Annotated in this window: 24 protein-coding genes, 1 tRNA gene and 1 other RNA gene; 2 read left to right on the forward strand and 24 right to left on the reverse strand. The window is 42.0% G+C overall.

Annotated elements, in window-relative coordinates; all coding sequences use genetic code 11:
* Positions 1–109: 109 nt before the first annotated feature.
* Both WC441_05160 and WC441_05165 read right to left on the reverse strand, forming a co-directional pair.
* Positions 110–376, reverse strand: a complete 267-nt coding sequence (locus WC441_05160; GenBank protein ID MFA5163875.1) for a hypothetical protein — start codon at positions 374–376, stop codon at positions 110–112.
* Positions 377–1031: 655 nt separating this feature from the next.
* Positions 1032–2252 carry an RtcB family protein gene (locus tag WC441_05165; protein MFA5163876.1) on the reverse strand — a complete coding sequence of 407 codons (1221 nt, stop codon included), beginning with the start codon at positions 2250–2252 and terminating at the stop codon, positions 1032–1034.
* A 59-nt stretch (positions 2253–2311) separates the two neighbouring features.
* Between WC441_05165 and WC441_05170 the strand changes: the two genes are divergently transcribed.
* Entirely contained in the window at positions 2312–2785 is a 474-nt protein-coding gene (locus WC441_05170) for a hypothetical protein (protein MFA5163877.1), read from the forward strand.
* 244 nt (positions 2786–3029) lie between these two features.
* Here the strand turns inward: WC441_05170 and WC441_05175 are convergent, their stop codons facing one another.
* Both WC441_05175 and WC441_05180 read right to left on the reverse strand, forming a co-directional pair.
* Positions 3030–3209 (reverse strand): hypothetical protein, encoded by a 180-nt coding sequence (locus tag WC441_05175; protein ID MFA5163878.1) that lies wholly within the window; start codon positions 3207–3209, stop codon positions 3030–3032.
* Entirely contained in the window at positions 3182–3619 is a 438-nt protein-coding gene (locus WC441_05180; GenBank protein ID MFA5163879.1) for a hypothetical protein, read from the reverse strand. The genes WC441_05175 and WC441_05180 overlap by 28 nt, the downstream gene beginning before the upstream one ends.
* A gap of 90 nt (positions 3620–3709) precedes the next feature.
* Between WC441_05180 and WC441_05185 the strand changes: the two genes are divergently transcribed.
* Entirely contained in the window at positions 3710–3871 is a 162-nt protein-coding gene (locus tag WC441_05185; GenBank protein MFA5163880.1) for a hypothetical protein, read from the forward strand.
* A gap of 395 nt (positions 3872–4266) precedes the next feature.
* On the opposite strand, the gene WC441_05190 is transcribed toward WC441_05185, so the two are convergent.
* The 20 genes from WC441_05190 to WC441_05285 form a co-directional block, all read right to left on the reverse strand.
* The gene (locus WC441_05190) at positions 4267–4719 is read right to left on the reverse strand and encodes a hypothetical protein (protein MFA5163881.1); all 453 of its coding nucleotides are present in this window, start codon (positions 4717–4719) and stop codon (positions 4267–4269) included.
* A gap of 87 nt (positions 4720–4806) precedes the next feature.
* Positions 4807–5031, reverse strand: coding sequence for a hypothetical protein (locus WC441_05195; GenBank protein MFA5163882.1), 225 nt, complete (start codon positions 5029–5031; stop codon positions 4807–4809).
* A 9-nt stretch (positions 5032–5040) separates the two neighbouring features.
* On the reverse strand, positions 5041–5232 hold the full coding sequence (locus WC441_05200; protein MFA5163883.1) for a hypothetical protein: 192 nt from the start codon (positions 5230–5232) through the stop codon (positions 5041–5043).
* 236 nt (positions 5233–5468) lie between these two features.
* Positions 5469–5927: a hypothetical protein gene (locus tag WC441_05205; protein ID MFA5163884.1), complete on the reverse strand. Its 459-nt coding sequence runs from the start codon at positions 5925–5927 to the stop codon at positions 5469–5471.
* 136 nt (positions 5928–6063) lie between these two features.
* On the reverse strand, positions 6064–6558 hold the full coding sequence (locus WC441_05210; protein ID MFA5163885.1) for a metallophosphoesterase: 495 nt from the start codon (positions 6556–6558) through the stop codon (positions 6064–6066).
* Between the two features lie 29 nt (positions 6559–6587).
* Positions 6588–6924: a transfer-messenger RNA gene (ssrA, locus tag WC441_05215) on the reverse strand.
* A gap of 11 nt (positions 6925–6935) precedes the next feature.
* Positions 6936–7136, reverse strand: a complete 201-nt coding sequence (locus WC441_05220) for a hypothetical protein (GenBank protein ID MFA5163886.1) — start codon at positions 7134–7136, stop codon at positions 6936–6938.
* Between the two features lie 12 nt (positions 7137–7148).
* A tRNA-Thr gene (locus WC441_05225) sits at positions 7149–7220 on the reverse strand.
* Positions 7221–7225: 5 nt separating this feature from the next.
* Positions 7226–7453: a hypothetical protein gene (locus WC441_05230; GenBank protein MFA5163887.1), complete on the reverse strand. Its 228-nt coding sequence runs from the start codon at positions 7451–7453 to the stop codon at positions 7226–7228.
* Between the two features lie 3 nt (positions 7454–7456).
* Positions 7457–7651 carry a hypothetical protein gene (locus WC441_05235; protein MFA5163888.1) on the reverse strand — a complete coding sequence of 65 codons (195 nt, stop codon included), beginning with the start codon at positions 7649–7651 and terminating at the stop codon, positions 7457–7459.
* A gap of 1017 nt (positions 7652–8668) precedes the next feature.
* Complete coding sequence (locus WC441_05240) at positions 8669–8932, reverse strand: hypothetical protein (protein MFA5163889.1); 264 nt, start codon at positions 8930–8932, stop codon at positions 8669–8671.
* Positions 8933–9251: 319 nt separating this feature from the next.
* Entirely contained in the window at positions 9252–9896 is a 645-nt protein-coding gene (locus WC441_05245; protein MFA5163890.1) for a hypothetical protein, read from the reverse strand.
* A 113-nt stretch (positions 9897–10009) separates the two neighbouring features.
* Entirely contained in the window at positions 10010–10294 is a 285-nt protein-coding gene (locus WC441_05250; protein ID MFA5163891.1) for a hypothetical protein, read from the reverse strand.
* Positions 10295–10298: 4 nt separating this feature from the next.
* Positions 10299–10541, reverse strand: coding sequence for a hypothetical protein (locus WC441_05255; GenBank protein ID MFA5163892.1), 243 nt, complete (start codon positions 10539–10541; stop codon positions 10299–10301).
* Between the two features lie 9 nt (positions 10542–10550).
* Positions 10551–10829, reverse strand: coding sequence for a hypothetical protein (locus tag WC441_05260; GenBank protein MFA5163893.1), 279 nt, complete (start codon positions 10827–10829; stop codon positions 10551–10553).
* A 13-nt stretch (positions 10830–10842) separates the two neighbouring features.
* Positions 10843–11445 carry a hypothetical protein gene (locus WC441_05265; GenBank protein MFA5163894.1) on the reverse strand — a complete coding sequence of 201 codons (603 nt, stop codon included), beginning with the start codon at positions 11443–11445 and terminating at the stop codon, positions 10843–10845.
* Between the two features lie 12 nt (positions 11446–11457).
* Positions 11458–11949 carry a hypothetical protein gene (locus WC441_05270; GenBank protein ID MFA5163895.1) on the reverse strand — a complete coding sequence of 164 codons (492 nt, stop codon included), beginning with the start codon at positions 11947–11949 and terminating at the stop codon, positions 11458–11460.
* Complete coding sequence (locus WC441_05275) at positions 11921–12259, reverse strand: hypothetical protein (protein MFA5163896.1); 339 nt, start codon at positions 12257–12259, stop codon at positions 11921–11923. The genes WC441_05270 and WC441_05275 overlap by 29 nt, the downstream gene beginning before the upstream one ends.
* Before the next feature lie 853 nt (positions 12260–13112).
* On the reverse strand, positions 13113–13331 hold the full coding sequence (locus WC441_05280) for a hypothetical protein (GenBank protein ID MFA5163897.1): 219 nt from the start codon (positions 13329–13331) through the stop codon (positions 13113–13115).
* Position 13332: 1 nt separating this feature from the next.
* The gene (locus WC441_05285; GenBank protein MFA5163898.1) at positions 13333–13539 is read right to left on the reverse strand and encodes a hypothetical protein; all 207 of its coding nucleotides are present in this window, start codon (positions 13537–13539) and stop codon (positions 13333–13335) included.
* Between the last annotated feature and the right edge of the window lie 98 nt (positions 13540–13637).

Here is a 13637-nt window from a genome sequence, read left to right on the forward strand (position 1 = left end):
GGGTTTATGCAGCTGGCGCAGGCAAACTTACCTTTGTATTTGGTAAGCAGACCGATGTTATAGCAGCCTTCAGTTTCGCAAAGACCACGAAGAAGTATTGTTCTGTCGCTCATTTGCGGAGAAAAGAGATCTTTGGGGGAACTGGCTTTGTATGAGAGAGCTTAAGTTCTTTGCCCTCGATTATAACAAGGCCTGCTGTAAATAAAGCCCAATCATCTTCGAAGGAATCACTGGCTTCTGATCCTCCTTCTTCGCCAAATTCATCCAAAAGGAAGTTTTTTGCCTCTTCTTCTGAATCAAAAGAAGCAACTTCGCTATCATCATGCCAAGCAAGAAAGATTTTAGTTTTGCCATCTGACTTCTTCTTGGTAGCCATCTTTTGTTTCTTTCTCTGCTAGCCGCAGATTAGGCAGCGCCAGGAATCACTATAAGTGTCACTGTCGCCATCGGAATCACTGTCTGAATCTGAATCGTTATCAGAGTCAGAATCAGAGTCACTGTCAGTATCAGTGTCTACACTAGTGCCATCATCAAACGAATCGTCACTACAACTTGGAATTGTGGCGAAGGCAAAGATCACAATAAATACAAAAACAATCATATATAGAAATTCTTTCATTTATTCACTCCCAATATAGTATAGTGCATTTTAGGATCTAAATGGATGGATTTGGCGTAATTTATGTGCATGATTTTCGAAGAAGCTAGTAGGAATCTCTTTAATCCAATCAGGAGTCTTGGCTTTAAGTAGATCATTCAAAGAAAAGATTCCCCAATATTTCGGGTTCCAAATAAGGTTATTTCATGATACTGGCCATTGATAATAAGAAGTAATATTATCTCTCCCTTCTTTTAGTGAGACAGAATCGAATTTACCTTCATTTATCTGAAGATCTAGAATTTGTGATACAAAATGATGCCATTCAGACAGGACCTTGCTTATCGCGCAAGTACGAATTAAAGTCCAAACGAAGAAGAGACCAATTGCTATTAACGAAAGATAGAAAATTGTCATTTTATTTTCCCTTTTACTATCCTTTTATTACTGCAATTGGATGAAGGGTTTTTGTAATAGAGACCAGATCTTTTTGGTTCTCCATTACAATATCAATATCTTTATATGCCCCTGGGGCTTCGTCTAATTTATCAATAGAGGTAAGGTTATGGAGGACACCAGAGAGTTTCTCTTGCTCGGCCTGAAGATTGAGAACCTCTCGTGCATGTTTGCGTCCCATCTTTCGACCAGCACCATGGGAACAAGACTTGAAGCTCAATGGATTCTCAAGCCCTACTGTTATATAGCTTTTTGAGCCCATGGAGCCAGGAATGATTCCTGTCCCTACTGCTTTTACTGCGCCCTTCCTATGAATAATTACATTCTCGCCAAAGTGATTTTCAATAGCAGCGTAATTATGATGAATATCAATTTGCTCGCCCAAATTAATATTGCTAAGAGCAGTGTATTTCTTTACCATGTTTAGAACTGTATGAATGCACTGATGCATCATTGCTGCTCTATTAGCTTTAGCAAATTCTAGAGCGAGAGTCATCCAGGTTAGATAGCCGTTTCCATGATGAGAATCTAGTGGAAGGAAGGCAAGATCAATCTTTGGATCTACAGAGGAAAACCATTGCTGGTTAAGCTCTTTTGCTAGTTTGTTGTAGTAATCACAGATTTGTTTACCGAAATTCCTGCTGCCGGAATGAAGCATAATTCCTAAGTTATTATTCTCATCCGCCTGAAGCTCAATAAAATGGTTGCCGCCACCAAGAGTACCAACTTGGTAGTATCCTTTTTCAATTTGCGAGGTCAGGAGATGATCCATTATTATAGGATTGTCTTCACTGATAGCCGAATCTAAAACAATACAGCTCTGCTTTTCTCTATGATGCTCAAAGCCTACTGGAACATTTCTCTTAATATTTCCTATAATTCCCTTGAGTAAAGTTCCATGAGTATCAAGTTCTTTACTAAGGATCTCTATAGGAATATCTGTTCCGATAAAGGTTACGCCGCACCCAATGTCTACGCCAACAAAATTTACTACAACTGCCCTTTTTGTCGCTAATACCCCACCTATTGGAGCCCCATAACCTATGTGCCCATCTGGCATAAGGCAAACATGGTGGAAAACGAATGGTAGTGAAGCCGTGTTCTCTATTTGCTTTCTGGCTTCTTCTTCAAAATCGTTAATTGTTTTGCCCCAAATCTTAATTGGGACTAAGCAATTATCCAATTTATATGTTAACATCCTTAGTCTCCTATAGATGAGGGGTTGATGATAGCTGCAGTATGTGCTATAGTTAATTTATGTTAACAACACAACAAATTAAAGAGCGTTGTTGGGAGAAAATATACCTCTCCGCTCCAATAGTAGAATGTGCCTGTGGCTGTGGAACGAAGATGAAAGATAAGGATCATTATGGCCGTAATGTAATATATATAAATGGACATAATGGCCGAAAATATTCTGATCCAATACAATATAAACGCGAATGGAATCATAGAAATCGAGTTGCGAGACAAAAGTATAAGACTATCTACTACCGTCAAGTTAAAATAGAATTAATTCTACATAAAGGAGGAAAATGTACTAAATGTTTTATAGAATATGATGGTACAAATGGTGCCGTCTTTCAGTTCCATCATCGAGATCCTAGTCAAAAACTGTTTGGTCTTGGCAATAAGATAACAAATTTTTCTCGTGAGAAAATTCTTGCTGAAATTGATAAATGTGATCTTCTTTGTGCTAATTGCCACGCAAAACTACATAGTGCTTTCTAATAGGAATCTTCTCTGTGGTAATTATTTGCACTTTATGACCTCTTAGATTTTAGCTTCTTCTCTCTTAGATATTTCTTTCGTCTGTTTCTTGCTCTAAGAAGTAGAAGAGCAAACAGACTTGAAAGGGGCAAGGCAATGATGCCAAGGGAACAGACTCTTACTACTCCTTCTAAGACATTAGAAATGCCAAGAAGGACTCTCCAAATCTGTATACTTGGATGCTCAGGACAAACAATGATCCTGATCATTTAAGGAGCCCAAGAGTCCTTAACAAGATTCTGGCTTGGATGAGAAGTTCTGGATTTTCTTGAAGAAATTCGTTGGCTGCTTCAAGAGCATCTCTGACCTCATCAAGAGAAACATTCTCTTCTGCTGCTGCTTCATAGATTCTTTTCTTCAGTTCATCAACTGTTTCACGAGGCATGTTTTGTTCCTTTTTAAATAGTTCTTTGCTTCTTCGATCCACGATACTATTTCTATTTCAGTTGCACTAAATCTTTTAGCAATATTGGCGACCGCACTAAGATCAGGATTCTCAAAGCACTTTTTCTCCATTGTGCTGTAAGGTATTCCTTTTAATATGCCGTAAGCAAGAAGATTAGTTCTAGTATGGCTTCTAACAATTGTTTTGCGGTGATGGTTCAAGTCCCATCTAACCATTCCTTTAGTCTTCTTCGCTTCCTGCCTAATAATTTGAGCTTCTGCAGCTAAAGACTTAACTTTAATTCTTAAATGAATTGTGCGCTTATCAGGAACTTCTTCTTGTTCCAGCGCAACTACTTTTACTATTGTCTGCTGTGGTTTGCTAAATATACGAGCTAATGGATTTACCATTTTATTCCTCCTAAAGTAAGTTAGATTGATTACTAAATAGGAGGACTATTGGAGGCGCTCTAGATCGTATATATTCAGGTGAACTTCTTCATGTCTTTTATCCTAATCATGATTGCCAACATTGTCAATTCTTATTTTGCGCCTCCACCAAGAATCGAACTTGGACCATCGGATTTGAAGTTCCGTTGCGCGACCAATGCGCTATGGAGGCAGCTGAAAACAGAACTCAAGTTCTTCTCTAATAAGAAATGACTGGAATAGGTTACTTCACCAGTCTATGAGAGCTTTGACCAAGGGTCTGTTGAGTTCTAGTTCTTATGGAGTAGAATTGCAGATCCCTACTCTCTTTGTGGCATTTATCGTGGAGATTTATCCAGCCCAAAGTCTGGCACTCTAACTGTACGCCCAACGCTGCAGATTAGGAGGGCTGGAGCCTATATTCGGATCAGGAAGAAGAATAAAACAAAAGAGTTTTGTTCTTGAGCAGAGAAGATTGAATTTTAATTTGAAGACCCTTGAAGGTTGATATTCAAATATAAATTCAAATCCCCATCTTTCTCGTGAATATGGTCGCCTTAAAAGGGCGTCCGTAATTTAAGTTCTACTCTCTCTTCCTGTTCTTCCTATAGGCTCCTAGCCCAAGACTTTTACAGTTCTACTTCAATGAAGTGAGTCGCATTGTACTCGTCGACTTCTTCCTGAAGTTGCTCAATCAGAGCCTGAAGAGCTACTTTCCTTTCGCGAATAGTAGCCTCCTTGATATGAGCGATAGTAGTAATCTCTACTATAGTGCCCATGTGAATGGACTTTCGTGTACCTTCGCCGGTAGAGATGGAGCTAAGTAGAGTGATAGTATCTTTTGCTTCTTCCAGCCGCGCCAAAATAGGATAGATCCCGATATTGGCTACTGTAATAGCTGACTTCAGTTGAATAAGCTTCTCCTTCTCAGAAAGATACTTCTCCAGAACTTCCTCGGTATTGACTCTGGTGCTTTCGGCATCATTAGTATCGTAGACATTCTTCTCGCGGATCAAGAAAGCAATCTCCTTGATCTGACCAGCAAGGATGTTCTTCTTTTGTAATACACGGCGAAGTGTCATTCTCATTGTATTTTCTCCTTATAGAGTATTTGAATCTATTCACAATAGAATCACTATCTATAAAATTTCCGCGCCAAATTCAGAGGTCTAAAATTGCTCTATCTCTTCCAGAGAATACTCTACGGTATCAATAAAGATTCTCTGTATCTCATTAAGAAGATCTCTCTGGTCTCCAGATAGTGTTCTATATTTGTTTATCTGGCGGAGCGCTTCTCTTATTGTACAGAGATGAGAGAAGTAGAGACCTCCTTGCTCGGCTAAGCGAAGCTCATTCTTCTCTTCTGGCAAATTGAATTCTAATGTTGCTTTCATCTGAATTCCTTAGCCTAGGTAGAAGGATCTATCTGGCGTGTCTTCTTCGTTATACACAAAGAATAGAACACTGTCATATTTGTCATAAAGTGCTAGGCGGGCATCAGAAGGAGAAGCTGCTTGAACTTGCTCATTGAAGATCTCGGATTTGTCAATAGCCCCTTTTACTTTGCCGGAAAAGGTACAATTGTAGAATTCCATTGGCTTACTTCTTCTTGATTTCTTCTCTTTTGTGCTGGATATAATCCCAGTGTCTGGTCTGATCAGGATATTCTACTAGAATAGAACATCCTTTATCATTACAGAGAAGAGAGCTTCTTCTAAGTGTATACCCATTAGAATGTAAACTTGGTGTTACTCCAATGGCAGTCAGTAGTCCGCAGCTAAAGGAAAGGAGCATATAAAGAAGAATTTCACGAAGTTTCATTTGTTTTCCCTTAATAACGAACTGCGTTCTTTTCTGTAGTAGCTTCTACTTCTCTAAGAAGCTTTATTGCGTCGTCGTATTCAGGAATCCATTTATTTGGTAGACGTCTACAAGTAAAGGTTACTGGAGTTGTATTCCTATTGCGCCGACTATAAAAGGAAACCGTATTCTTGTTAGACTTTTTGGCTTGACCATTGTTTCGCCAAGAAGGAGATAATCTTTCATCAATCATAATAGAGAAGTCTGGATGATTGGCAGACCAATATCCTCTATCTTTTTTGTTCTTCCAAAAGGTCGTTCTGTATAGGCAGATAGGAAATCTACTTTTGATGAGCTTCTTAATTGTCTCGTGATTTTGTCCCTTAACCAAGAAGTTTCCTTCTGGCGCGTAGACAAAACAGAGATACATCTTTGGCATCCGCCATTCTGGCTCGCCCTCTACTACGATTTCTGTGAATTTTGGTTTCATCTTTTGTCTCCGAGATTGGTGTCCTTGGGCGGTTTAAAATGACACACTTTCTTTGCCGGATTTCAGAGAGCTGGAAGACTTAAGGAATCATAGCTCTTCACTTTTGTGCTCTCCTACAAGCTTTAGAGAAGCAAGCTTACTCTTCTCTCTTTGTCGCCGCCCCAAACTCAATTGGGGTGTAGTCAATACATTCTACCGAAACATTCTTATAGAATGATTCTTTGTATGTTTTCGAGTGTATGTGGCCATGAAGATTAAGATATGGCATTTGAGCATTCATATATACTGGCGCATGAGATAGAATATAAAAGTCTTTGTATATGATAGGAAACTCAAAAACTTTCTTAAAACCTATATTCATCCACCAAGATATAGATCTCTGTCGGTCATGATTGTCAAGGACCAACCATTTAGTCCCTCTTAGTTGGCTGAAGATGTGAGCTGTCTTTTCTCTATTGGCCAGCGAGAAATCGCCAAGATGGATAACTAAGTCATCTTTCTTTACTACTCTATTCCAGTTCTTTATTAAGGTAGAATTCATCTCTTCAATAGAAGAGAATGGTCTTTGTTCGTAGGCAATTATATTTGTATGCCAGAAGTGAGTATCTGAGATTAGGAAGACTTGAGTCATTTCCTATTTCCTTAATAATATCAAGTACTTAGTGGACCCGAGAGGAGTTGAACCTCTGTCTTTTAACGTTCTGAAAATTCTTCTTCCACATGCTTGATTGGCTCGAACTAATCTCAGGACAGCCAACTAATCCTGAGCCTGCCCAGCGCCTCCACCACCAGCTTATAGGGAAAGCTGGAACCCATCCGTGTAATTGCGCCTCTTTGAATACTCGGACTCCTCTTCAAAGACACGGGCAGCTCTTAGGCCGCCATCAACTCCGGTGTTTCGGCAGTTGTAGTTTCTAAGCCTTTTTAACCCGGCGACCTAGAAAGCCGGGGCATGCAGAATCTCCTTCTTCGTCAAAATCGAAACCGTTACGGGCCCGCGAAAACTATTTAGATAAAGGGATCTTCCCAGATATAGCACTCACAGCTTTTATCTTGGGGAGGATGGTAACCCTTTTCTCTTATTGGCTCTTCTCTTTGCTCTTCGTATGTTTCATTAACTATTTTCCGAATAATTGCACGATTGCGTTCTTCTTCTTGTCCTTTCTGCTTTTTATGCAACCAGGGACAAGATCTTATCTTTTTAAACATTATTAGCTCCTGTTGAGAGGATAGGCCTCGAACCTATATCTTCCTCATTACAATTGAGGGCGTTACCAGTTACGCTACCTCTCAATAACTTATTGTAAATCAACTTGTTCATTCTCGAAAACTCCGATGATAGAGTCTCCATTACTATCTTTCCAATTATCATTCTGGACATTGAAGACTATTTCTGGAGCATTAGGGTCAGGATAGATTTCAACTACTCTTGCTTTACCGCCAGAATAAATTCCATATGCTTTTGTTATAACTGTTCTTCCAATAAGCGCAGATCCTAATCTATTAACTAATTCTTTTGCTAACATTTTTTATCTCTTCCCTACTATAAATTGCTGTTTGCAAATTGGCATTGGTCCGTCGGCACACTCAAATCCGCCACCATTATCACACGGTGGACATCCGTTTTCGTCTACTCCGACAGCGTTCAAATACTCGTTCCATTGTCTGTTGATCTCATCGCTACTGGTCAATCGCATTTCTTTCAGACCATTTTGGAATGCCATTCCTGCGAAAAATGACACCGCAGCAACAATGGCACACCACCAGCTTTCGATCATCATTTTCTAACTCCTCCCCACCGCGAGGGCTGCGCGTTCTTTGCGCCAACGCTGAATCCTATCATCCGCAACTGACCAGTATTTCAGGTCGCTGTCGATCCACCAGTTGACGAATTCCTGTGCACTCTCTATTCGCAGCCTCTCGCACTCGGCTTCTTTCTCAGCAAGCTGTTTGCGAAGTTCATCAAGATCGGATTGGGCATTGGGAGAAATGAAGATATCGCGTGAGTTATTTATCTCTCGTGCTTTTTCTACAGAATATCCACAATCACATGCTGGACAAATACCTGGCCCGCCCATTGAATGTCCACCATAATCACACCCACAGCGGTTACACCGTTGCATTTCTTACTCCTCTTCCGCTACGCTAGTAGTATTAATCATCGATATTATCTCATTTGCGCGTCCATATGGACATGGATGTGGATGTAATGTATGTGTTTGACAATATCCATTTGTTCTTTAGTCTAAATTTGTAGTTACAAATAGTATTTGAAGAATTTCCCAATTCTCGCGTGGGAATAGCTTTAGATATTCCTCCGCCGCGACAAGATTAGCCCAAAATTTAGCTAGATGAATTTCTGTCTGATAAGGATATCCTCCAGAATCTCTGTCTAGAGCTATATACTTATTAGAATTCTTATCAAGAATTATATAGATTTGATTTTTCATTTGATTCCTTTGTGCCAGGACTAGAGAATCGAACTCTAGATTGTGCGCCTTCAGCAACCATCAAGCAGCGCATCCTCCATCGATCACCTATTTTGTTTTTGATGGTTTTGAGTGCTCTTACCTTTTGAGCGTATCCCGGCAAAATTGCTGGCCTGGGCGTCTCAGCCAGCATGCGAGACTTCAGCCTCAACTTATCAGATCCCATCTCCGATAAGGATATCTCGTTTGTTTGGTTCTTTTAACGTGCGACACCAACAAGACACGGGGGAATCTTCTAGTAGCCGAAGAGAATTACTCTTCGGCCTCTTTGTCGTCATCCTCGTCATCGAAGAACTCTTTGAATGGAACGAAGGGATACTCCTCGTCCTCTATGCCCTCGGGTATAGTTTCGGCACGAATACCCTTGATGACAGTACTCTTTCCTGGCCCATCGCCACATTGGCAAAACTGTTCAAAACAGTGCATCATTTGATCTTCGTTGTCGCACTCGATGAACGCATCGGGCCTACCGTCAATGTTATCCAGAAGGATTACAAAATACTTTTCGTCAGCCATTAGTTCCTCCTAATAGTAGACTCCTGGACTTCCAGCGCCACCAGGAAAATCTTGGGTGTGCACACCCTGAAGTATATGCTGGTACCAGCAAAAATACTTCTTTTAGCTGTTTGTAGTAGAAATTGCTGGTTACCGAATCCAGCGCCAACCTATCGTTTTGGCGGCTCCTTAAAGATTTTAAACTCCAGGTGTCCTTTCGCTTTCAGCGAGCGCTTACTAACTACTTGCTTCGGCCTGTCAGAGATCAGAGATCTTTTTCTATCACGGCTACCTACATGTTTTATGTCGAAGGTGCCCTACGACAAACTCGTTAGAGGCCCTACTCGGCAGAGCCCTCTCCCTCGGCCTTCTCTTCGGAGACCTTCGGGCCTCGGCGCTCCAGCTTGGAGGCAATGACCTGAAGGAACTTGGTCGCCTCATCCTGAGAAATCGCTTTCTCCTCGGTGAGGATCTCCAGGACCCGATTGGCTTGAACGGACAAAGGAGCATCCAGGAGATCGATCCTGATGGGGTGGAAGGTCGGGTTCGCGTAGGCCACGAACTCCTTCCCGCACGAGCAGCGGGTGACCCTCATGCCGTCTGTGCTGTTTCCCTCGCGGATCTGGGTAGCCTCCGCACGGGTCGTCAGATGGCCCATGACGGACACCCGCATGCCAGCCTCCAGCCGCCTGAAGGCCTTCACCGTCGGGCTGTCGTCTCGACCCTCGACGATGACCTGAACCGCCTTCTTGTGGCGGCGCGGATAGCCGTTGACCATGATCTCCTTGCCGGTCTCGTCCTTCATGACGCGACCCGCAGGATCATCCACGAACATCGTGAACCGACGGAAAGGCTTCCCGTCCTTGTTCGTGGTCTCGCGAGGAGCGAGCTTCGCTGACCCGACCATGCCAAACATCGTTGTGAAATCCATTGTCTCTTTCCTTCCGTTTCTAGTCGCCGAGAGAAATTTCTCAGCGACGCGCAAAACAATTTTCTATAAATATTGGACAAACACGTACACTGTATTTATAGTGCCATTAAAATAACAGTGTTTTCAAGTACTTATCAAAGATAAAGTAGCTTATTTGGTTCGTCTACTCATTCTCCCCCGAGAAAGGGAATTTTTCGTTTAACAACCGAGAATAAACTCTTAAAAACAGACTGCCTAGGATACATGATGTCGTAGCAATTATGATTGCCTGAGGCAGCGAACCAATTGAAATTACTGTGATAAATACACAGGACCAAAGTGGTGCAAGAGCAAAGGTTCTGTGCTGGCACATGAAGATTCTTAGAGTTTGAGGGATTATTAGCCGCCAGAGAAGGATCATGGCGGCCAGAACAAGAAGCTGAGTAGTAATTATCTGAAACGATAGAGACCACATGTTTATTCCTTTGAGTAATTTTTTGCAACTTCCTCTGCCCAGGCACGTAGTTTTCCTGTTACTGGATAAGGCCATTTTTCATCAGAAAACATTGCTGCTACATGTCGCATTGCTCCATCAGACAAAGCTTCATCTTGTGATGCTTCCTGAATAAGACGAAGGCGTTTTTGTAGCTGTTTTATTTCGACCTCAAGATCTTTGATGCGATCTTGTGCCATCTTATCTAAATCTTGCTCAATACTCATAATAATCCTTTATCTGTGATTTTCTGTATCGAAGTAATCTTCGACCAGCTTGAAGTCTCCGCAATAGCGGCCAATCTGATGCCTTCCCTTGCTACGGCCATAAGGGATATTATTCTTCTTGTTCCAGGCTTTTACGTCGCCCTTGAAAGAATGAATCTCTCCAGTTCCCTGATAGTCCGGGTCGGACCAGATGAAGTTTCCAAACCTGGTTTCGATCAGAAACTCTTCCCCGAAGTTCCAGGTAAAGTCTCCAATTTCTTCAGCGAGTTCGTCTTCAGAAATATGCATGAAAATTTCCTCCTTAGATACAGTAGTCGTCTCCGTCTTCGACAACTACACAGGAGTTAGGACAGGTGATTGATCCAAGAAACCAATACCCGCATTTAATGTTGTCTTCTTCTGAAACAGAACAATGTCCAATATTTTCTCTGAGTAGAAGGTCTGTCTCTGAACCACAGTAATCATAATTTATTGATTCGTTAAATTCTAAGTCATCAGTATCTTCAGGATCACCATGGAATTCGTATTCAGGATTACTATGATCACAAATAATACCTTCACACTGTTCGGGAATACAATAAGCAGGTTCCATTTCCGAACTAATTTCCACACACTTATAGTCGCAAACTTCAACACTGCTACTGTAGTTACAAACTCCATCAGTACATGTGGCGTCGCCACTATACTCAATGACTGTAGTTTGGTCGGCCGAACAATGATCAGCAGGCGGAGTATCACAGATCTGATCAACGTCTGAACAGTCTGTGTCGATGTAGCCCGCATCAGTCCCGGCATCAGAATCCGAATCGTTATCTGAGTCGGTGCCCGAATCAGGATCCAGCTGAATGAAGCCATCCTCTGAACAAGCGGCCATCAGGATCGCGAAAACGAATACGAACTTCATGATTTTCTCCTTCTAAGCTTCTGATAAAGCTTTCTTGCCAAGGATTCCCCCAGATTTGCTGGAGATAGCATTGAAACCAAGCTGTTTCTCAAGCACTGTTATTTGGGCGCGAAGCTTTTTAATATCTTCATTATTGGGGGTAATAGAGGAAGCAGCCTCTACTGCCTGCTTGGCCATTGTGTATTCAAGGCCACCATATCTGAGAGCACTGATGACTTCCCAGACATTGTCCAGGTTCATAGCGAACAGGGTCCCAACAACAATTGCTCCCCAGATGAGGAGGTTGAATGCAGGGCCAAAGACAATGAGCCCAAGAGGCAGGCCAATTACAAATGCCATACCAGCAATAGTCAGCCGGGTGACATTTACTTGGCCGTTAAGTCTGGTAATCCCAACAAGGGCCCCACCAGTAAGAACTGTAGCGGTAGTTGCTTTAGAGATAAAGCTAGTTGTCTTCTTGAGAAGTGCTTTGATCTTAGTTGCCAGCCACCTGAGGAATCTCATCTTTTGCCTCCTTGATGTCAACGATTCGATCCTGAAGCTTGATGACTCCAGAGTCACAGAAGCTTGCCATGGCGTAGGAAGGCATCGTTATCACTGAGAAAACGACTGCCAGGGCAGACAGGATTCCAACTCCTGCACGAGCAAGAAACATCTTGGCCTTGAAGCCGCCAACAAAGGTGGCGAACCAGCGCCCAAGCCCTGAAACAATTCTCCAGGCATTCTTGCCAAGACTTGCACAGGTCTCGATCAGGCGAATAAAAAGGTTCTTCTTCTCGGCGATAGGCTCAGCCAACTTTACATTCTTAGACATTCTAATTCCTTTCTCTACTCTGTAATGCATATTGCATACAGAGTCTCTACGTGATTTGGCGCGCGGTTACAACAAGTAAACTTTGTTGAACCGAGCCCTAGCTTTAAAAGTAAATGACAGCATTCCTGAATATGGAATGGAGTTACAGGAACACTTAAAGCTTGAATAATTAATGCTTGAACTGCAGACGTCAAAAATGTGTTATTAAGAGTTTTTACCTCATTAATAATTGCTTCTCTATATGTGAATAGATATTCTTCAGGAGACAGGTTCATGTCATCTATTTCGTCCATGCTACTGCCTTGGTCTTGAGTAGTAATCAATCACCTCAAAATCCGCCCTGATACGAGCGATTTCAGGCTGCTGAAGATAGAAGGTAGTTACTGTTCCATCAAGATAGGTAACTATGATGACAGGATTTCTATTTGTCCCGGCAAATCGAATACGATGAAAGGTCATTCCCTGATACTCGAACATCGGTCTCTGTTGATCAACATGTACAACACGAGAAGGATGATGTGGATAGCAATAGTCATTAGTGCTTCTGACAACGCAGCCGCTTAGTGCCAGTGCCACAATTAGAACGACAAGTCGCTGTCCCATTTGAATTCTGTCCTTGCTTTTGCTCGCGCCTGCTCTTGAGCACGAGCAATTACTTTCGCTTTTCGCGAAACGAGTTCTTCCTTCTTTGCGCACCAGCTACAGAGACACATCAGATTTGCATACTCAGCATGAGTCTTTGCCTTTATCGGCCGGTAGCAAAGGATACATCTAAATTCTGAAGTCATTATGTTACTCCGTAGATAAAAGGATAAAGATGGCGAAACAGATGGAGAGGTAGATAATGATAAAGTTAATTATCACGAATTAGCTCGCGAGCAGCTCTAAGATTTTTGAGAGTCTGTTCAAGTTCAGTGATAGAAGCATCCAGATAGTCCAGAGCTTCTACCTTGTCCATGGTAGTTTTGATAGAAGCCGCTGCTTCGCCAGCAGCTTTATCTATTTCGCGAATCGAAGCCATTTCTTTTCTGACTTCCTGAAAGAAGTTCTTTGTCTTTGTAAAGATATTCATTTTACCACCCGAAGGTGAGCTGTTTGGCACTGAGTCTCTTTCTGTTTCTAACAATCAGAGCCCTTCTATTGAGTTCTTTCGCAACGAGCTTATAGTCTATTCCATATAGCTCAGCGGCAATATGAATTGCCAGACCGGGCTTATAGACGTTCGCTCTCAAGAGAGCAAGAGCATGATCAGCTGCTGCCTTGATGATTGCTGCGGTCATGAAAACCTCCTATTCTGTGAAGGTTCCACCCAGATTAATTAAGTTTGTCTTTAGGATAAGATTCAGTAGGAATGGGAAGGTTGTTAGCAGATAGGTGC

The sequence above is a fragment of the Patescibacteria group bacterium genome (assembly GCA_041651355.1).
GTDB lineage: Bacteria > Patescibacteriota > Patescibacteriia > Patescibacteriales > UBA12465 > JAPLVX01.